The 19742-nt window shown below is 64.4% G+C and carries 18 protein-coding genes; 3 read left to right on the top strand and 15 right to left on the bottom strand.

Translation table 11 applies throughout. The annotated features are described in order from the left end of the window. Positions 1–13: 13 nt before the first annotated feature. From A5707_RS20535 to A5707_RS20520, 4 genes are read right to left on the bottom strand one after another with little or no spacing between them, the layout of a single operon-like run. Entirely contained in the window at positions 14–1255 is a 1242-nt protein-coding gene (locus A5707_RS20535) for a cytochrome P450 (protein ID WP_065016267.1), read from the bottom strand. A 3-nt stretch (positions 1256–1258) separates the two neighbouring features. Next, positions 1259–1453, bottom strand: coding sequence for a ferredoxin (locus tag A5707_RS20530; RefSeq protein ID WP_065016266.1), 195 nt, complete (start codon positions 1451–1453; stop codon positions 1259–1261). After that, the gene (locus A5707_RS20525) at positions 1450–2190 is read right to left on the bottom strand and encodes a TetR/AcrR family transcriptional regulator (RefSeq protein WP_065016265.1); all 741 of its coding nucleotides are present in this window, start codon (positions 2188–2190) and stop codon (positions 1450–1452) included. Before A5707_RS20525 ends, A5707_RS20530 begins: the two co-directional genes overlap by 4 nt. Before the next feature lie 45 nt (positions 2191–2235). Beyond that, positions 2236–3048: an SDR family NAD(P)-dependent oxidoreductase gene (locus tag A5707_RS20520; protein ID WP_065016264.1), complete on the bottom strand. Its 813-nt coding sequence runs from the start codon at positions 3046–3048 to the stop codon at positions 2236–2238. A gap of 310 nt (positions 3049–3358) precedes the next feature. Between A5707_RS20520 and pstS (A5707_RS20515) the strand changes: the two genes are divergently transcribed. The 3 genes from pstS (A5707_RS20515) to pstA are packed head-to-tail and all read left to right on the top strand — an operon-like array spanning position 3359 to position 6470. Then, positions 3359–4504, top strand: a complete 1146-nt coding sequence (pstS, locus tag A5707_RS20515) for a phosphate ABC transporter substrate-binding protein PstS (RefSeq protein WP_065016298.1) — start codon at positions 3359–3361, stop codon at positions 4502–4504. Between the two features lie 54 nt (positions 4505–4558). Beyond that, positions 4559–5512, top strand: a complete 954-nt coding sequence (gene pstC / locus A5707_RS20510) for a phosphate ABC transporter permease subunit PstC (protein WP_065016263.1) — start codon at positions 4559–4561, stop codon at positions 5510–5512. A gap of 52 nt (positions 5513–5564) precedes the next feature. Continuing rightward, positions 5565–6470, top strand: a complete 906-nt coding sequence (gene pstA / locus A5707_RS20505; RefSeq protein WP_065016262.1) for a phosphate ABC transporter permease PstA — start codon at positions 5565–5567, stop codon at positions 6468–6470. A gap of 31 nt (positions 6471–6501) precedes the next feature. Here the strand turns inward: pstA and A5707_RS20500 are convergent, their stop codons facing one another. The 11 genes from A5707_RS20500 to A5707_RS20450 form a co-directional block, all read right to left on the bottom strand. Then, complete coding sequence (locus tag A5707_RS20500; protein ID WP_065016261.1) at positions 6502–8505, bottom strand: serine/threonine-protein kinase PknD; 2004 nt, start codon at positions 8503–8505, stop codon at positions 6502–6504. Beyond that, the gene (gene pstS, locus A5707_RS20495; RefSeq protein WP_065016260.1) at positions 8492–9604 is read right to left on the bottom strand and encodes a phosphate ABC transporter substrate-binding protein PstS; all 1113 of its coding nucleotides are present in this window, start codon (positions 9602–9604) and stop codon (positions 8492–8494) included. Before pstS (A5707_RS20495) ends, A5707_RS20500 begins: the two co-directional genes overlap by 14 nt. 181 nt (positions 9605–9785) lie before the next feature. Further along, complete coding sequence (locus tag A5707_RS20490; RefSeq protein WP_065016259.1) at positions 9786–10601, bottom strand: alpha/beta fold hydrolase; 816 nt, start codon at positions 10599–10601, stop codon at positions 9786–9788. 82 nt (positions 10602–10683) lie between these two features. Beyond that, entirely contained in the window at positions 10684–11274 is a 591-nt protein-coding gene (locus A5707_RS20485) for an NADPH-dependent FMN reductase (RefSeq protein ID WP_065016258.1), read from the bottom strand. Positions 11275–11282: 8 nt separating this feature from the next. Next, positions 11283–12272: a cyclase family protein gene (locus tag A5707_RS20480; protein ID WP_065016257.1), complete on the bottom strand. Its 990-nt coding sequence runs from the start codon at positions 12270–12272 to the stop codon at positions 11283–11285. Continuing rightward, positions 12260–13084 (bottom strand): coniferyl-alcohol dehydrogenase, encoded by an 825-nt coding sequence (locus A5707_RS20475; RefSeq protein WP_065016256.1) that lies wholly within the window; start codon positions 13082–13084, stop codon positions 12260–12262. Before A5707_RS20475 ends, A5707_RS20480 begins: the two co-directional genes overlap by 13 nt. Further along, complete coding sequence (locus tag A5707_RS20470) at positions 13081–14382, bottom strand: LLM class flavin-dependent oxidoreductase (RefSeq protein WP_065016255.1); 1302 nt, start codon at positions 14380–14382, stop codon at positions 13081–13083. Before A5707_RS20470 ends, A5707_RS20475 begins: the two co-directional genes overlap by 4 nt. Beyond that, positions 14379–16091: an FAD-binding protein gene (locus tag A5707_RS20465; RefSeq protein ID WP_065016254.1), complete on the bottom strand. Its 1713-nt coding sequence runs from the start codon at positions 16089–16091 to the stop codon at positions 14379–14381. The genes A5707_RS20470 and A5707_RS20465 overlap by 4 nt, the downstream gene beginning before the upstream one ends. 103 nt (positions 16092–16194) lie before the next feature. Beyond that, entirely contained in the window at positions 16195–17112 is a 918-nt protein-coding gene (locus tag A5707_RS20460; protein WP_065016253.1) for a 3-carboxyethylcatechol 2,3-dioxygenase, read from the bottom strand. Next, positions 17060–18799 carry a bifunctional 3-(3-hydroxy-phenyl)propionate/3-hydroxycinnamic acid hydroxylase gene (locus tag A5707_RS20455; protein ID WP_082969596.1) on the bottom strand — a complete coding sequence of 580 codons (1740 nt, stop codon included), beginning with the start codon at positions 18797–18799 and terminating at the stop codon, positions 17060–17062. Before A5707_RS20455 ends, A5707_RS20460 begins: the two co-directional genes overlap by 53 nt. After that, complete coding sequence (locus tag A5707_RS20450; protein WP_065016251.1) at positions 18750–19613, bottom strand: alpha/beta fold hydrolase; 864 nt, start codon at positions 19611–19613, stop codon at positions 18750–18752. Before A5707_RS20450 ends, A5707_RS20455 begins: the two co-directional genes overlap by 50 nt. Between the last annotated feature and the right edge of the window lie 129 nt (positions 19614–19742).

Here is a 19742-nt window from a genome sequence, read left to right as displayed (position 1 = left end):
CCCGGATAGGCGATCACCAGGTCACCGGCAACTCGTAGACGCCGTAGGCGAGCCGGTCGTTTTTGAACGGGATCTTCTCGAACGGCATCGCCAGTTTCAGGGTCGGCATGCGCCGAAACAGTTTGTGGAAGACCATCTGCAGCTCGACGCGGGCCAACTGCTGGCCCACGCATTGGTGCGGGCCGAAACCGAACGCCAGGTGCTGACGGGCCGGCCGATCCAGATCGAGTACCTCGGGGTCGGGAAACTCGGCGGCGTCCCAGTTCGCCGGAGCCAGGTCGATGATGATGCCCTCGCCGGCACGGATCACCTCACCGGCGATCTCGATGTCCTCGGCGGCCACCCGGCGCTGTCCGTTCTGAATGATCGACAAGTAACGCAGCAGTTCCTCGACCGCGTTGGCGACCACGGTGTCGTCATTGGTGTCTCGGATCACTGCCAGCTTCTCGGGTTCTTGCAGCAGCGCGAGAATCCCCAAACCGATCATGTTCGCGGTGGTTTCGTGGCCGGCGATCAGCATCCCGGTGCCGAGCTGAGTTGCCTCCTTGAGGCTGAGCTCGCCGGACTTCACCCGGTCCCCCAAGTCGGACACCATGTCTTCGGTGGGCTCGGCGATCCGCGCCTCCAACAGGCGGATCAGATACTTGGACAGCTCATTTGCGCCTGCGGCGGTGTCTTTGGCGGTCGCGTATCGGGAGACGCCCATGGTGGCGTGCTCCTGGAAGAAGCCGTGATCTTCATAGGGCACCCCGAGCAGTTCACTGATCACCAGCGACGGGATCGGCAACGCCAGCGCCGTCACAAGATCCGCGGGTTGCGGGCCGGCCAGGATGGCGTCGATGTGCTCGTCGATGATCTGCCCGATCGCCGGGCGCATGGCCTCGACCCGGCGGGAGGTCAGCGGGCGAGACAGCATGCGTCGGAAGCGGATGTGTTCGGCGCCATCGGAAGTGAATACCGACCGGGGCCGCTTGTGCACTGTGGCCAGCATGCCTTCGTTCCAGTGCGGAAACCCGTCGCGTCGGTCGTCGACACTGACCCGCGGGTCGCCGAACAGTGCCCGCGCCTCCTGGTAGCCGGTGATCAGCCACGGCGTGCTGCCGTCCCAGATCCGCACCCGGGAAAGCGGTTTCGTCTGTGCAAGGGCCATCACGTCGGGAGGCGGCGCGAACGGGCAGCCACTCGACCTCGCCATCGGGTATTCCGGAATTCCCGAGGTGATCTCGATCGCGGCGCCGGCGAGGGTGTCGGGCACGTCTTACTCCTCGATGTGGATGGCTTGGGCGGGGCACACCGCGGCGGCGCCGCGGGCGTCGTCAGCCTGCTCGGCCGATGGGTGGTTGTTGAGCAGCACGACGACACCGTCGTCGTCGCGTTGGTCGAAGATCTCGGGCGCGCGCATCACGCAGTTTCCCGAAGAGGCGCATGCGTCTTGGTCGACAGTCACTTTCACCGGTCGCTTCTTTCACTCACCGGGGCCAGCCACAAACCCACGATCGCGTCGATAAGACCGGAACCGGCGGCCTGCCAACTGGTTTGGGGCACTGAGGCGCCTGTCAATAGCGGCGACCCCCTTCCGTCGGCTACGCCGAGCTTGCGATCGCCGCGAGTCGATGCCTTCGCTCCGCTGGCCATGGCCCGTTCCCGATCCGCGCAGGTGTGCATCAGCAGGTTGCGGGCCATCAGATTGCGCTCCACCCGAACCTCGATCGGTAGCTCGGGCAGGCAACCGTTGATGCCGTCGATGACCTGCACCAGCGACGCGGACGTCAGCGCATCTTTGACGATGATGTTGTGGTAGGCCGGGTCGGTCATCACCTGCGCGGCAAAGCGCGCGTACCAGGTGGGGTTGCCCAGTTCGGCGAGGTGCTCGGTGAGCGGACGCACCAGGCACGCCACCCAGTCGCGCATCTCGTTACACGCGCCGGTCTGCAGCAGCTGATCAACCATCTCGTCGCGCAGCCGCTCGATGGGCACCCGGTGCCTGTGCTCGATGGCTCGCACCAGGTCGGTTTTGGTGCCGAAGTGGTAGCCGACTGCGGCGTTGTTGCCTTGGCCGGCGGCCTCGCTGACCTGACGGTTGGACACCGCGAAAACCCCGTGCTCGGCGAACAACCGCTCGGCCGCGGTAAGGATCGCCTCCTGAGTCGTGCTGGCCCGCTCGGTGCGCGCCGGCCTCGCCGTAGTCACGCCGCCCAGTCAACCGCGCAGCATTGTTTAAGTCAAGTGATTGATTTAATCGGTGGGGCGGCGTCGTCGGATCGCTTTCCCGGCCGACGTGCCGCCATCGACCGGAAGCACCGTGCCGGTGACGTAGCGGGCTCGGTCACTGACCAAGTAAAGCGCGGCTTCGGCGACGTCGTCCGGTGTGCCCTCCCGCTGTAGCGGCCGATCGGCGCGCATCTGCTCCCGGATCGTGTGCTCAAAGCGTTCGAGCTCTTCAGCTGACTTCGCGGAAGCCGACGACGCCAGGATCGGAGTGGGGATACTGCCCGGAGCTATGCAATTGACCCGGATCTCGTAATGTGCCAACTCGATTGCCACCGATTTGGTGAATTGGATGACCGCCGCTTTGGAGGCGCGATACGTCATCACCCCGCCGCCGGCCTGGATACCGCCGATCGACGACACATTGACGATCGAACCGCCGCCGCCGGTCGCCATGTGCCGAGCCGCCTCGCGGGTGCCCGCCATGACGCCGAGCACGTTGACCGCCATCACCCGCTGGAAGTCGGCGAGGTCGTCCTCCAAAAAACTGCGGTGCATCCGACTGGAGATGCCGGCGTTGTTGACCATGATGTCGAGCCCGCCGAACTGCCGAACCGCCTGCGATACCAATTCGGTGACCTGATCGGGATCTGCGGTGTCGATCTGACGGAAATCGGCTTGGGCGCCATGCCTTTCCGCGAGCGCCTTGCCCCCGTCGGCGTCGATGTCACCGATCACCACCTGGGCGCCCTCCGTCAGGAACCTCTCGACGATGCCGGCGCCGATGCCCGAGGCACCGCCAGTGACGATCGCGACCTTGCCGGCTAATTCGTTGACCACACCGATGAGTTAATCGACGCGATCTCGGTTAAGTCAAGCGATTGATTTAGCCTTGGGGGGCGAGGCCCAGGACCCGAGAGCATGACGACGACAGTTACCAGCCTCGGCGATCTTGAAAAACCAGTGGATTCCCTGGCTGCCTGATCTTCGTGCGTGATACGTTCGCGTCGGTGGGGCCTTTAACTATGCGTCTACACGGTGCCGGCTTGGAGCAGCCGCGGACCCACCCCACTTGCATGGCTGCGCGGCTCGGCGTGACCTGGTGGCGCAGTCAATGCAGTCGTCATCCCTTCCGTTCAAAGGAGCCGATTTGAAACTCAAACGATGTGGCGCGGCGCTGGGTGTGATTGCCACCGGCGCACTGGTGCTGTCGGCATGCGGCAATGACAACAGCGCGAATCAAGGGAACCAAGGGAACAACCAAGGGGCGCAACCGTCTGGTTCGGCGTCCGCTTCGTCGTCGGCGAACATCAACTGCGGCGGGACCAAGACGCTGAAGGCCAGCGGGTCGACAGCACAGGCCAACGCGATGGCTCGCTTCGTCAACGCCTTCGAGCAAGCGTGCCCAGGTCAAACCCTGAACTACACCGCCAATGGTTCGGGTGCCGGCATCACCGAATTCACGGGCAAACAAACTGACTTCGGCGGTTCGGACGTACCACTTAGCGCCGACGAGGCCGGCAAAGCGCAGGAACGTTGCGGCTCACCGGCATGGAACCTGCCCACGGTGTTTGGGCCCATCGCGGTCACCTACAACGTCAAGGGCGTGGACAAGCTGACCCTCGACGGCCCGACGGCTGCCAAGATTTTCAACGGCACCATTACCACCTGGGATGACCCTGCGCTCAAGGCGCTGAACACCAACGCCACGCTGCCCAGCGAGCCGATCCACGTCGTCTTCCGCAGCGACGAGTCGGGCACCACAGCCAACTTCCAGGAATACCTCGATGCGGCGTCCGACGGCGCATGGGGCAAGGGTGCCGGAAAGACGTTCAACGGCGGTGTCGGTGAAGGCGCCAAGGGCAACGACGGCACGTCGGCTGCCGTGAAGAACACCGAAGGGTCGATCACCTACAACGAGTGGTCGTTCGCTCAGGCGCAGAAGCTGAACATGGCTCAGATCGTTACCTCGGCAGGACCCGAGCCCGTGTCGATCAGCAGCGAGTCGGTCGGCAAGACGATCTCCGGCGCAACGATCAAGGGACAGGGCAACGACTTGGTCCTCGACACGATGTCGTTCTACAAGCCGACGCAGGCCGGCTCGTACCCGATCGTGTTGGCGACCTATGAGATCGTCTGCTCGAAGTACCCCGACCCGCAGGTGGGTTCGGCTGTCAAGGCGTTCCTGCAGGCCACCATCGGCCCCGGGCAGAACGGCTTGGCGGACAACGGGTACATCCCGATTCCCGACTCGTTCAAGTCGAGACTGTCCACTTCGGTCAACGCTATCGCCTGATCTGAGGCCGCCATTTCCCGAGAATCGCTGACCCGACCCAAACCGGCCGGGACAATGCCTGGGTTGACGGCGACAGGTAGCGGCGCAGGGCGGCACGGCGACCGGCTGTTCAAGTCGGTCGCCGTCGCCGCCGGCGCGACGATCGTCATCGCGATCGCGTTGATCGCGATTTTCCTACTGATCCATGCCGTGCCGTCGCTGCGTGCCAACCACGCGAATTTCTTCACCAGTGCCGAATTCGACACCCGCGACGCCGCGAATCTGGCCTTCGGTATTCGCGACCTGTTCATGGTCACGGTGCTGAGTTCGATCTTCGCCTTGGTGTTGGCCGTGCCGGTCGCCGTCGGGGTGGCGGTGTTTTTGACGCAGTACGCGCCGGTACAGCTGTCGCGTCCGTTCGCAGTGATGGTTGACCTGCTGGCTGCGGTGCCGTCGATCATCTTCGGGCTCTGGGGCATCTTCGTCCTGGCGCCCCAACTCGAGCCGATCGAATTGTTTCTCAACCACCACCTGGGCTGGTTGTTCCTGTTCCACAAAGGCAATGTGTCGCTGGTCGGCGGGGGCACGATCTTCACCGCCGGGATTGTGCTGGCCGCGATGATCCTGCCGATCATCTCCTCGGTCTCCAGAGAAGTGTTCCGCCAGACCCCGCATATGCAGGTCGAAGCCGCGCAGGCGCTCGGCGCGACCAAGTGGGAAGTCGTTCGGATGACCGTGCTGCCGTTCGGCCGCAGCGGTGTCATTGCGGCGTCGATGCTCGGTCTGGGCCGCGCGCTGGGAGAAACGGTGGCCGTGTTGATCATCTTGCGCGCGGCCGCCCAGCCCGGGCATTGGTCGCTGTTCGACGGCGGCTACACGTTTGCTTCCAAAATCGCCTCGGCGGCAACCGAATTCAGTGAACCGCTACCGACCGGAGCCTACATTTCCGCTGGATTCGTACTCTTCGTGCTGACGTTCATGGTCAACGCCGCCGCCCGTGCGGTCGCCGGCGGGAAAGTGAACGGCTGATGAGCTGCGCCGGCGACGATGCAGAGCGAAGCGATGAGGAGGAGCGGCGCACATGAGCACCGCAGCGCTGGACCGGCCGGTCAAAGCTGCCGCGTTTCGCGGTATCAGCATCAATCGGCGGATCAAAAACAGTGTCGCGACAGTACTTTTCCTCGCCTCATTCGTCGTCGCGTTGGTGCCGCTGATCTGGTTGCTGTGGGTCGTCATCGATCGTGGTTGGTGGGCCGTCACCCGAAAGGGCTGGTGGACCCATTCGCTGCGCGGCGTGATGCCCGAGCAATTCGCCGGTGGTGTCTATCACGCGCTCTACGGCACGGTGGCGCAAGCGGTGGTGGCCGCCGTCATCGCCGTGCCGCTGGGATTGATGGTCGCGATCTACTTGGCCGAATACGGCCCCGACCGCTTGACCCGGGTGACCACCTTCATGGTCGACGTGCTGGCCGGAGTGCCCTCAATCGTGGCGTCGCTGTTCATCTTCAGCCTCTGGATCGCGACTTTGGGCTTCGAACAGAGCGGCTTCGCGGTGTCGCTGGCATTGGTTCTGCTGATGTTGCCGATCGTGGTGCGGGCAGGCGAGGAGATGCTCAAGCTGGTGCCCGACGAACTGCGGGAAGCCAGCTACGCGTTGGGCATCCCGAAGTGGAAAACAATCGTGCGGATCGTCATTCCCGTTGCGCTGCCGGGCATCATCTCCGGTGTCTTGCTGTCGTTCGCCCGCATCATCGGGGAAACCGCACCGGTGCTGGTGCTGGTGGGTTACAGCCGATCGATCAACTACGACATGTTCAGCGGCAACATGGCGTCGCTGCCGCTATTGATCTATACCGAACTCACCAACCCCGAACACGCCGGATTTCTGCGGGTCTGGGGCGCGGCGCTGACTTTGATCATCGTGGTGGCCGTCGTCAACCTGGTTGCCGCTTTGGCGACCAGGATCTTGGCCATCGGGCGTCGGTAAACCGTTGCTCCGCTGAGCCTTCCCGGTCAAATCAACTGGGCGGCAACTTCTCCACCCTGTTGTTGCCGCGGTCGGCAACGTAGACGTTCCCGTCGTTGTCCACCGCCACATCCAACGGGGTGTTGAGGCCAGTGAACGGCAACACCACCGGTTTGTTCGACCCGGCCTCCAACTTCACCACCTGGCTGTTGTCGTGTTCGGTGACGTAGACGGTGCCGGCCTTGTCGACGGCGATACCCCAGGGCACAGCAAGCCCGGTGAACGGCAATTCGATCTGCTGGTTGGTACCGGCCTCCAACTTGAGCACCCTGTTGTTGTCGGAGTCGGTGATGAAAACGTTGCCGGTGCTATCCACCGCCACGCCGTCTGGGTGGTTGAGGCCGTTGAACGGCAGATCGGTCTGCTGGTTGGTACTGGCGTCGAACTTCACCACCCTGTCGTTGCCTCGGTCGGCGACGTACACGTTGTTGGCGCTGTCCACGGTCACGCCCTCGGGGTAGTTGAGACCGTTGATCGGCAGGTCGGTCTGGTCGTTGGACCCGGGCGCCAACTTGACCACCCTGTTGTTGAAGTCGGTGACATACACGGCCCCTGCGCTGTCCACGGCCACCCCTTGCGGTTCGTACAAGCCGGTGAACGGCAATACGGCCGGGCTACTCGAGTCCGGCGGCAACTTCACCACCCGGCCGTACATGCCCTGGTTGGTGACGTAGACGTTGCCGGCGCTGTCCAGCGCGACTCCGCCCGGGGAGAGGTGGAAGTTGAGGCCCTTGAACGGCAGGTCAACTTGCCCGTTCGCCGACGTCGGCGCGGGCGATGGCCGGAACATCAGTATCGCGACCGCGACGAGGACGCCGATCGCCACGAGCGCAATAGCGCCGATGATGACCCACCGTCTGCGTTGCTCCTCGTCGGCGCCCGGTGCCTTGCTGAAGTCCGGTGTGTCACCGCGGCTGCCCGCCGCCGGGATTCCCGGTTGGCTGGGCCAGCTGCCGCCGCCGCTGTCCGGCGGTGGCGCCCACGCCGGCTGGGTCCACGCATCGCCGCGAGGACGCGACCCGGTGGACTGGTTCCGGAAGCCGGCCGGGCCCGCGTCGGCGGCCGGGGCCATCTGGGTGGCATTCTCGCCTCGCCGCAGAATCGTGGCGGCCTGATGCTGGTCGGAAGTGGTCAGCGCGTCGTGGGCGGCCGCGGCCAGATCACCGGCGGTGCGATAGCGGTCTTCGGGTTTTTTGGCCATGCCCTTGGCGATCACCTGATCGAGCGCCGGCGGAACCTTCCCGGGTTGCATCTGGCTGGGCTGCGGCACCGGCTGCATCAAATGCGCGGCGACCAACTGTTCGATGCTGTTAACCCGGTAGGGCGGTGCACCGGTCAAGCACTCAGCCAATACACAGGCCAGCGCATAGATATCCGCCGGGTAACTGACCTCGTCACCGGAGAACCGCTCCGGAGCCATGTACTTGTACGTCCCGATCGCGGTGCCCGTCTGGGTCAGCCCCGGGTCGGTTGCGGCGCGGGCAATACCGAAATCCACCAGGTAGGCGAAGTCGTTCCCGGTGATCAGAATGTTTTCCGGTTTGACGTCGCGATGCATCACGCCGCTGGCGTGCGCGGCGTCCAGCGCCGACGCGATCTGGCTGACGATCGCCACCGCCCGCCCCGGTGGCAACGGCCCGCCGCGGGCCAGAATGTCCCGCAGCGACGTGCCCTCGATCAGGCGCATGTCCACGTAGAACTGCCCGTTGATCTCGCCGTAGTCGTGGATCGGCACCACATGTGGCTCGGTCAGTCGTCCCGCGGTGTCGGCCTCGCGTTGCATCCGGGCGCGAAATTCGGGGTTTCCGGAGAATTGCGAGGAGATCAGCTTCAACGCCACCACCCGCCGTTTGCGGGTGTCCTCAGCCTCGTAGACCTCGCCCATTCCACCGCGGCCCAGTAGCCGCTTCAGCTGATAGGGCCCAAACCACGAACCCACTCGCGAATCTGGGTCGGTCACCGTCGACGCTCCCTTCCGCTCATCACGAGATCGCATTCACCGCCGACTCGAGTTTCGATTCGAACGACTTCGGTAGCGGAATGTATCCGTACTCGTCCAAACCGTCCTGCCCGGATCCGATACTTGCCTGCATGAATGCTCTTACCGCCGGGCCGGTCGCCGGATCCGGATACTTCGAGCAGACGATCTCATAGGTCACCAATACGATCGGGTAGGCGCCGGACTGCGTAGGCTTGTAGAACGACGACGTGTCCACCACCAGGTCGTTGCCCTGACCCTTGAACTTCGCGCCATCGATCGTCTTGCCGACTGATTCGGCGGTGATCGTCACCGGGTCCGGTCCCGCTGACGTGATGATCTGGGCCATGTTGAGCTGACGACCCACCGCGTAAGACCACTCGTTGTAGGTGATCGCTCCGTCGGTGGTCCGCAGGATCGATGACGTGCCACCGTTGCCGACGGCACCCTGTCCGACGCCTCCGTTGAACGTTTTCCCGGAGCCCTTGCCCCATGCCCCGTCGGAGGCAACGTCGAGGTAGTTCTGGAAGTTGTCGGTGGTACCGGACTCGTCGCTGCGGAACACGACGAGAATCGGCGTCGCGGGCAGATTGGTGCCCTTGTTGAGCGCCGTGATCGCGGGATCGTTCCACATCGTGATGGCCCCGTTGAAGATCTTCGCCGCCGTCGGCCCGTCCAAGTTCAAAGTGTTGACGTTTTTGATGTTGTAGGTGATCGCGATCGGTCCGAACACCGTTGGTAGGTCCCACGCCGGCGAACCGCACCGCGCCGCTGCTCTGTCAGGCTCACCCTTCGACGGATCCAGAGCGACGTCTGAGCCGCCCAGGTCGGTCTCGTTACTGATGAACTGCTCCACGCCCTTGCCGGAGCCATTCGCGTCGTAGTCCAGCGTGTAGCCGGGGCACGCCCGGATGTAGGCGTAGACGAATTGCTCTATCGCGTGCGTTTGCGCGGTGGAGCCACTCGCCTTGAGCTTCTTTTTGCCGCCGCAGTCCACGGGCACCGCCGTCGCACTAGATGGCGACGACGAGCTGTTGTCGTGGCTGCTGCACGCCGACAACACCAGTGCGATGGTGGCGAGCAAGGTCACGGCGGCGCTGAATCGGTTGGCCTTCACGCAACTCCTTTGAAGCGTCAGGGTAACGAATACGCTCACTCCGCCGCCGGATCGAGCCGAATGCGGAACCACCCTCCGTCGCACAGGCGCATCGCTGCTCGGCAGTAGTCGGCAACAGAACGCTGAGCTTACCGTGAGTAGGTAAACACCCGAGGATGAATGGTGGTTTGTCGCTGCGCGGTCAGCCGAGAAATCCCTGCAGCAACCCGTTGACAATTGACGATTGTTCGATTTGCGGGCAATGGCCCGCGGCTTCGACCACAGCCGAACGGCCGTCGGGAATCTGGTCGGCAATCTGCTTGGCCCAACCGAGCGGAAGTAGTTTGTCGCACGCGCCTTCGATTACCAGGGTGGGAACCGAAATGCGCGGGTACGCACGGTTACTCGGCGGGCTCGGTGTCGGCGGGGCGCCGGGACGGCGAAACCGCGCTGCCGCGACGGCTTCCCAGGCACCAGGCGCGGTGCTGGATTCGTAACGGCGCCGCACATAGTCCTCGTCGGCCGGGTAAGCGGAATCGTGGAAAAGTGCGGCCACGATGCGGCGCATGCCCTCGAGGGAGCCGTCATATTCGTAGAGCGCCTCCATGTGAGAGTTGCGCTGGATGTCTCCCCCGCCGCAGATGACCGCCATGGCGCGGATCGGCAACAGGGCCGAATCCGACGTGGCGTCGTTGAGCAACATGATGGCGCCCATCGAGTTGCCGACGAAGTAGGCGGAGTCGATTCCCAATTCAGCGCAGAATCGTGCGACGTGGCGGATCCGCATACCGCGCCCGTCGTTGAAGTCGACGACCTTGGCCGACTGCCCGAAGCCCAGCATGTCGGGCGCCAGCACCCGATGATTGGCTGCCAGCGCCTCGATGTTGCGTTCCCAACCGATTTCCGCGCTCGCACCGAACTCCCCGCCGTGCAGCAAGACGACCGGGTCGCCGGCTCCGGCGTCCAGGTAGCTGGTGACGAGCCCGTCGATGACGGTGGTTTTGTGCTGGATCTCCAACGAGACTCCTCAGTTCGGGTCCAGTCATCGTCACACACCGCGAAAGCCGCGGTGTATCAGTGCAGAACGCATACCCCGCACCTCACCTGAAGCCCGGTGTGAGAACCGAACGCGTGAACGTCAGCACCTGGGTTGCCAACAGGTCGAGCTGAGCTTGCACGCCGGCATCGGTCAGCGCTCCGGCCGCATCCCAGACCTGGTCTGCGGAGTTGATCGCCACGCCCAGCGGGGTGGGCCAGGCGCGCAGCGCGTGACCGATCGCCCGGAGTTGGTCAAGCGTGCCCACCGCCGCCTGCCATCCGTAGGCGCAGCTGATGCACCCCCACGGCTTGTTGTCCAGGTAGACCCGGGAATCGTCGCGCATGTCCTCGATGTAGTCGAGCGCGTTCTTCACCAATCCCGAGATGCCGCCGTGGTAGCCGGGTGAGCCGACGATGACGGCGTCCGCCTCGCGCAGCGCGCCGATCAGCTCGATGGCTCTGGCTGTTCGGGCCGGTTCGTGCGGGTTGTACATCGGCAGATCGATGTCCTCGCCGCAGTACAGCTTGGTGCGGCCACCCTGGCGCTCAACGGCTGTCAGACAGTTCCGTAGCGCCCGTTCGGTCGACGAGTTCGATCGCAACGTTCCGCCCAAGCCGACGACCAATGGCCCGGCCCCAGTTAGTGTGGTCATCTTCGCCCCTACTTGATTGCGATGGGATTCACCGGGGACCCCACCGCGCCAACGACTCTCAGCGGCGGGGCGACCAGTTGAAACTCGTAGATCCCGTCGGCTGCGCAGTCTGCTGCCAGCGCGGTCAGGTCCCAGTACTCGCCGAGCATCAAACCCATGTCACGCAGGCACAGCATGTGCATCGGCAAAAACGTTCCCTTGACCCCCGATACCGGGTCTTCGACCATCAGGTTGTCGGCGGCCACGGCCGCGATGTCGTGGTCGTGTAGCCAGGAAGCACAGCGCCAGTCCAGGCCCGCACCGAGTTCACTGCCGTCGCCGGTCTCGAGAAACCGTGCCCACCAGCCGGTCCGGATCAGCACGATGTCCCCGCGTCCGATCGTCACCTGCTGTGAGCGGGCCACGTCGTCGAGCTCGCCGGGCGTGATGGGGTTGCCGAGTTCGAGGAACGTGTCCGCACCGCGGTGGCGGACCAAATCCAGCAGCACACCGCGGGATGTGATGCCTTTGCCGTCGACCTTGTCGATGCCGCAATGGAATGCGCCAAAGCTGGTGACCGAACCTGCCGGAAAGCCGTTGTAGAGCTGGTCGTCGTAGTAGACGTGCGACAACGCATCCCACTGAGTGGCGGCCTGCAACGGCATGATGATCATGTCGTCGTTGAAGCGGAACGGATTGTCCTGAAAGTATTTACTGAGCTCCTGCGCGCCCGGGTTGCGATCCCACTGCGGTCCATGCTGGGCCAGCGTGCTGGTGTCGCCGCCGTCGACGGTCATGACGTGAATCGGATTGTGCCGGAATTGGAAGGCGCCCTGCGGGCCTGATGACCCGAAGTCCACGCCCAGCGGGAAAACCTTGCCGTGCTTGACCAAGCTCGCCGCCTCGGTGATCTTTTCGGCGGTGATGAAGTTCAGGGTGCCCAGCTCGTCGGCGTCTCCCCAGCGGCCCCAGTTGCTGACTTCGCGCGCGACGCGACGAAAGTCGGTCAGGCCAGCCACGATGCGACTCCTCCCTCGAGTTCGCCGGCGATCGCGGAGCCCACGGTTCCGCCGTCGACCCAGAGGACTTGTCCGGAAATGTAACTGGCTGCGCGGCTGTTCAAAAACACCAGCACCGCTGCTTGTTCGGCGGGCTCGGCGGCCCGGCCCAGCGGCTTGGGGATTTCGTCGAGATAACGTTGACCGTACGCGGTGCGCAATTGGTCGAGAATCGGTGTTTCGGTCACCCCCGGCCCGGTGCAGTTGATCCGGATACCTCGGGCACCGAGGGCGGCAGCGCATCTCATGGTGTAGAGAATGATCGCTTCTTTCGATAACCGGTAGCCCCCACCCGCCAGCGCGTCGGGATGACGGTTGCACCACTCGATCCCCTCGGCCATCGTCGCGGTGTGCAGCAGGCCGGCTGTGGTCTGGTGACGATCGCGGTAGCCGGCGGCCGCCAGCGAGGACACACTGACCACCGACGACCCAGCGGGCATCTTGGGGATCAGCGCCTCGGTGAGATGCCGCAAACCTAAAAAGTTGGCCGTGACGACGAGCAGCGGATCGCCGATACCGGAGGACACACCGGCGACGTTGAACAGCGCATCCACTTGCCCGCCAACGGATGCCACGGCCCGGTCGATCGACCGGTCATCAGTGAGGTCGACTTGGTGAAACTCGTCGAGCTCGACTGCCGGCCGCGCGCGGTCCAGTCCGACGACCTGTGCCCCGAGTTCGAGGAGTTGAGCCACCACCTGCGCACCGATCCCCGACGCGCATCCGGTCACGACGGCACGGCGGCCGTCATAACGCCACAGTTGCTCGATCACGAACCTTGCTCTTTGGCGCGCTGCGCAGCCTGGACGCGGCCCTCGTTGATCTCGGCCATCGCTTCGGGGATCTCGCTGGCGGTGAATTTCCCTCCCCGCCCGGTGGGCAGCCCTCCGAATGAGTAGCTTTCGTCGAACTCGGGTGCGGTGGAAGCCGTGCGGCGCGCTTCGATCTTCTCGACGACCGGCGCCAACCGCTTCGCCTTGTCGACCACCGCTTTGGCATCACGCTCGATGAATTCCGGGAGCACTTCTTTGCCCATGATCTCGATGGATTCCATGGTGCCCTCGTGGCTGCGCGGGTTGAGCAGCAGGATGATCTCGTCGACACCGCTGTCCTCGTAGCCCCGCAGAAATTCCCGCACGGTGGCCGGTGAGCCGATCGCGCCGCGGCCGGGCCCGTAGGCCAGCGTCGGGTCCTTCTCGCATTCTTCGAGATACCGCTCCCAAACGCCGGTACGTCCCGGCGTGTGTACCCCCGTCATGTAGTAGTGCATGATCCCGAATGAGAAGAAGCCGCCGCCCATCCCGAGTCGTTCGAGGGCCTGCTCGTCGGTCTTGGCCACCATCATCGACAGGTCGCCACCGATTGCCAGGATGTTCGGGTTGATCTGCGGGGTGACCGGGACCCCGCTTTCCTCGAGTTCCTTGTAGTAGCCGTTGACCCTCTCGGTCAGCGGGCCCGGTCCGGTGTAGGCGAAACTGAGTGCGCCGATGCATTTTTGGGCCGCCATCTGGACGGATGCGGGCCGGGTGCACGCGACCCACACCGGCGGGTGCGGCTTTTGCGCCGGCTTCGGGATGACGTTGCGGGCCGGCATCTCGATGTGTTGGCCCTTGAACCCGGTGAATGGCTCCTCGATCATGCAGCGGATCGCCACCTCGAGTGCCTCTTCCCACTGCGCGCGTTTGTCGGCGGGATCGATGCCGAAGCCGCCGAGTTCGCCGACCGAAGACGACTCGCCGGTGCCGAACTCGACCCGTCCGTTGGAAATCAGATCGAGGGTGGCGATGCGTTCGGCCACCCGGGCCGGATGGTTGACGACGGGCGGCAGGTGCATGATGCCGAATCCGAGGCGAATGTTCTTGGTGCGCTGGCTGGCCGCAGCCAAGAACATCTCGGGTGCGGTGGAGTGGCAGTACTCCTCCAGAAAGTGGTGCTCGGTCAGCCAGACCGTGGAGAAGCCGGCCTTGTCGGCCGCCTCCACCTCGTCGAGGCAGTCCTGCAGCAGGATCCGCTCGTCGTCGGGCTGCCACGGTCGGGGCAGAGCGAATTCGTAGAACAGCGAGATCTTCACTGGTTACCTCCGATAAGTGATGAGCTTTGGCTGACAAGGTGTTTGGCGGCGACGTAGCCGAATGTCATGGCCGGGCCGATTGTGGCGCCAGCGCCGGCATAGCTGCGTCCCATGACGGGCGATGCGGTGTTGCCCACCGCGTAAAGGCCATCCACCACGGTGTCGTCGGCGCGGAGCACCCGAGCGCACTCGTCGGTGCGCAGACCGCCGGATGTGCCGAGGTCGCCGAGAATGACCTGGAAGGCGTAGTAGGGCGGTTTGCCAAGTGGATACATGTTGGGGTTGGGCAAGGTGGGATCTCCGTAGTAGTTGTCGTAAACGCTGTCGCCTCTGTTGAAGTCGTCGTCATGGCCGTTGCGGGCCAGCTGGTTGAAACGTGTTGCGGTGTTCCGTAGTTGATCCGCCGGAACCCCGATCTTGGCGGCGAGCTCATCCCAGCTGTCCGCGGCTTTGACCACCCCCGAAGACAGCCAGGCTTTGGGCAGCTTGCGTCCGGTGGGCACCGGGGCGCCTGGAATCTTGGGTAGAGGCAGATGCCCGGCGACAACGTATCGGTTCCAGGACCGATGGTCGGTGATCAGCCAGCACGGGATATGGGTGACTCCGGTTTTCTGTCCCTCGAGCATGGCGTGACCGAAATCCATGTAGGGCGCCGCTTCGTTGATGAAGCGTCTGCCCGCACCGTTGACGATGAACTGCGCCGGCATCATGCGCTCGTTGAGCATGAATTGCAGTCGGCCATCAGGCCATTGGATGGCAGGGAACCACCAGGCTTCGTCGAGCAGGTCGGTGGCGCCGCCCACCTGTTGACCGGCACGGATACCGTCGCCGGTGGCAGCGGGGTTGCCGAAGCTCCAATCGTGGTCCACGACCGGTTGGTGTTCTTTGCGCCAGGCCAGATCGTGGTCGAATCCACCGGTGGCCAGGATGACTCCGCGACGGGCGTGGATCTGCTGCGGTCGACCGTCTTTCACGACAACGGCGCCGATGACCGAACCGTCGTGGTCGGTGAGCAGCTGTGTCATCGGCGAGTCCAGCCACAGCGGAATGTCGCGGTCTTTCATGGCCAGCCGCAGTCGTGCCGCCAGCGATTGCCCGATGGCTGCGATTCGGTCGCCGAACATTCGCGCCCGGATCATCCGCCACACCAGCCTGGCCAGGACGGTCTTGCCCGCCCAGGATTGGCGGACCTGATAAAACGATCGAAGCTCCTTGGGCCCAAGCCAAATTCCCTTCGGAGCCAGCGCCAAGGGTTGCAGCAGGTTTTGCTCGTCGTCGGCCAGCTCGCGCAGGTCGATCGGCGGCACGTTGATCGTGCTGCCCAGTTCGGAGCCGCCGGGCAGTTCCGGGTAGTAGTCGGCATAGCCGGGTTTCCACACGAACTCAAACCGGGGGCTGAGTTGCTCGAGAAACGCCATCATCTGCGGCGCGGAGTCGACGTACTGTCGGATCCGCGCATCGCTGACCAGCCCGTCGGTGATGCGCTGCAGATACTCGACAACACCGTCGCGAGGCGGCTCGTAACCTTCCCGGCGTTGCGCCGGTGCGCCCGGCACCCAGATTCCGCCGCCCGACAGCGCCGTGGAACCCCCGAAGTACCGCGACTTTTCGACGACGAGGGTATTCAGGCCCGAAGCGTGGGCCGTCAGGGCGGCGGTCATGCCGCCGCCGCCGGAACCGACGACCAACACGTCGACCGTGTGGTTCATATTGCCGCCACCCCGACGTCATCGTGCCCGCCGAAAGTGAAGCTAATTTCACTGTCGGGCGCCGACAGTGAACCTAACTTCACACTCGTGTCGGTGGTGGGCGTCATGTCGGTGCCGCCGTGCGGATGGCGAACCCGGCGATGAGCTCGGCGGCTGCCTTGTAATAGCGCACTTCGGTCTGGTAGGGGCCGGCCGCGGCCAGCGCAGCGAAAGCCGCTACCCAGGTGCGGATCTCGTGCGCAGAATTGCCGCCCTCGTGGGTGATGAACGAGTTGGACCACAGATCGAGGTCGGCAAGCTGACCGGAGTCCACGATCTCGAGGAAGCGATGATCCCAGGCCGGGTTGATCGGTCGGCGGTCGCTGCGTCCTTCGGTCAACGCCTGCGCCGCCTCGATCACCGCCGTCTGACGGTCCTGACGCTGCTCGGAGGTCATCGGTTTGCCGTGCACGATCCGGTCGGCGACCTGCGGGGTCGCGGTCGCCAGGGTCGCTATCGGCGGATCATGGGACAAGCCACCGGATCCCATCACGAGGACCCGCTTGTCCAGCGTGGCCAAATGGTGGCCGACCGCGGTTCCCAGCGCTCTGCAACGCTGAAGCGGGCCAAGCGGTGTGGCGACCGAGTTGATGAAGATCGGCACGACCTGCCGAACGGTGGGGTCGCCGAAGAGTTTCTCCAGGGGTTGGACGGTGCCGTGGTCCACCGCCATGCTCGCCGAGATCGCGAGATCGACGCCCGCATCGAGGACGGCTTCGGCGCAGGCCATCGCGATGGCTTCCGGAACGTTGAGCGGCCCGGCGTGAGTGCCATAGTCGCCGACACCCGTCGCGGCCGTGGCGATGCAGAACGGCGGCATCAACTTGTAGAAGAACCCGTTGTAGTGGTCGGGGGCGAAGACGACGACCAGCTCGGGGTCGAACCCGCGAACGTAATCCCGGGCTTGCGCCACCGCGCTGTCGATGTCATCAATGAGGTCCTTGGGCGGCCCCGGCAGATTCAGTAGCGGGCTGTGGGACATACAGCACAGGGCTATGGGCACTTTGCGAATCACCCCCTCCCGGAGTCAAGGTGAGGACGTTGAAAAGTGCCGCGCTCAGTTCCGGTGCCAGCTGCGCGATTCCGGCGGCAGCGATGCAACGGTCGGGACGCAGGAACAGTACGGATTCCTGGTGGACGTCGAACCAGGCTTTCAGATCACCGTCGCGATCACCGATGACCACCACGTCGGGATCGTCGTGACCGGTCCACCGCAGCTGAGGCAGTGGACGCGCCGCCACGAAACGCGCGCCGAGCGCCTGCCAGTTCGCAAACGCCTGTGCGCCCAGGATTTCTCGCGGATTGTTGTTCCATGCCAGCACCGCGAAGTTGGCGCCCAGGACGTCGTCGAGCATCACGTTGCTGCGTTGACGGGTATCGACCCGCGGTTGGATGAACAGGGTGCCGACCGGCGAGTCTTGGCGGCGAGGTTCGGAATGCACCACCGCGCCGTGCTCGTAACGGGGCATCGGCTTAAACCGCATCTCGAGTACATACCGCTTGAGCGAGGGCACAATTGAGGCGGATCGCACCATGAGGTCGCGAACGGCGGCCACCCGGCGGTTGGTCGGAGAGATGACCCGGCCCACCATCGTGGACAGATCGATCATGGCCCGGGCATGCTTACGCCGTTCGACGTCGTAGGTGTCGAGCAATGCGTCGTCAGCTTGGCCGTTCACCACCGCGGCAAGCTTCCAGCCCAGGTTCGCCGCGTCCCGGATCCCGCTGTTGTAGCCCTGGCCTTGCCACACCGGCATCAAGTGTGCGGCATCGCCGGCAAGAAGCACCCGACCGCGACGGAACGCACCCGCGATGCGCGAATGGTGGGTGTATACCCGCTGCCGGATCACTTCGACCCGGTCGGGATACGGCACGAACGGCGCCAGCATCCGTGCCAGGAAGGCCGGATCCTGCACCTGCTCGTCGGATTCGTCGGCGTGAATCATGAACTCGAACCGGCGGATTCCGTGCGCGATCGAAATCGACGCGTACGGCCGCTCGGGATCGGCGCCGACCTCGCTGTTGGGATGACCGAGCGGGTCGTTCGCCAAATCGACGACCAGCCACCGGGTCGAGGATGTCGTGCCGTCGAAGGACACGTCCATCAGTCGCCGGGTGGTGCTGCGCCCGCCGTCGCAGCCGACGACGTAGCGGGCCTGCACACTCGACGGCCCGCCGTCGCCGCCGAGCTCGACCGTCACGTCGTCCGGCGCTTGCGCGTATGAGGTCATCGGGCGATTCCAGCACACCTCGACATGCTCGAATCTATCTAAACCGCCTAGCAATTCGGCATCGACCAACGGCTGCACGAAGCCGTTGCGCTTGGGCCAGCCGAACCGCGCATCGGCCGGGGCCATCTCGGCCAGCACCCGGCGCTTGGCGTCGACGAATCGCAGAATTTGGTTCGGCACCGTGTGCGGCAGGATCTCTTCGGCCAGGCCGATGGTCTGGAAGGTCCGCAGTGCCTCGTCATCCAGGCCAACCCCGCGCGGATAGTCGATCAACGTTTCGCGCTCGTCTACCACCATGGTGCGAACACCGTGCAGGCCAAGGATATTGGCGAGCGTCAGGCCGACTGGACCCGCCCCGACCACGACGACGTCGAAACCTGTTGCCACGTCAGCGTCCCAAGAGGAAGTCGAGATGCAACCGGTTGAACGTCTTGGCATCTTCGTACTGCGGCCAGTGTCCACAACTGGCCATCACCTCGAAGCGCGCACCGGGGATCATCGACGCGATCCGGCGGCCCTCGCTGACATCGGCTGTGGGGTCATCGCTGGTCCACAACACCAGGGTGGGCGCGGTGATCCGGCCGTACTCCGCCGGCCCCAACAGGTTGCGCGCCCGGATCTCGGGGTCTTGCAGCGCCATGATGTCGCGCATCGCGGCGACGAAGCCTGGCTGCCGATAAACCCGCTGTCGACTCGCGACCAAGTCGTCGTAGTCCCTCGACTTGTCCGCCATCAACCACTTGATCCGGGCCTGTACGGTCTCCCAGGTTGGGTTCTCTGCGGCCGCCATCGACAGCGTGATAATGCGTTGCATCACTTCGGGATCGGCCTGCGAGCCGCCGGCGGTGTTGAGTACCAGCCGGTCGACTTTGTGGGGATGATCGGCAGCGGCGCGCGCGACCACCCAGCCGCCGAGCGACTCGCCCGACAGGCTGGCCCGCTCGGCCCCGATAACGCGCAAAACCGCCAGCAAGTGTTCGACGTAGTGGCTGATCTCGAGCGGATGGCCGGGCTTATCGGTGTAGCCGTGCCCGAGCATGTCGATGGACCACGTCCAGAAATGCTCGGCATGTGCTTCCAGATTCCGGACGTATGCCTCGGCGTGGCCGCCTGATCCGTGCAACAGCACAAGCACCGGTTTGCCCGCGTCACCGGCACGTAGGTAGCGGGTGCGAACCCCCTCGGCATCGAGGTAGCCCTGCTCGAACGGGACACCTTGGAGGTCACTCCAGACGCTCTCGTACTCGCCCACCTGGTTCCTTTCTGCGGAAATCCGGTTCTCGCCAGGCGCGACCGTTGTGTGCTAAAATCGCACATCAATGTGCACTATGTATAGAGCATCGCTCTCCGCTGGTGGTCTGTCAAGGGAAGCGCCGCCGTG

Source organism: Mycobacterium kyorinense (genome assembly GCF_001672775.1).
Taxonomy (GTDB): domain Bacteria; phylum Actinomycetota; class Actinomycetes; order Mycobacteriales; family Mycobacteriaceae; genus Mycobacterium; species Mycobacterium kyorinense_A.
This window is presented reverse-complemented; position numbering and strand designations above follow the sequence as displayed.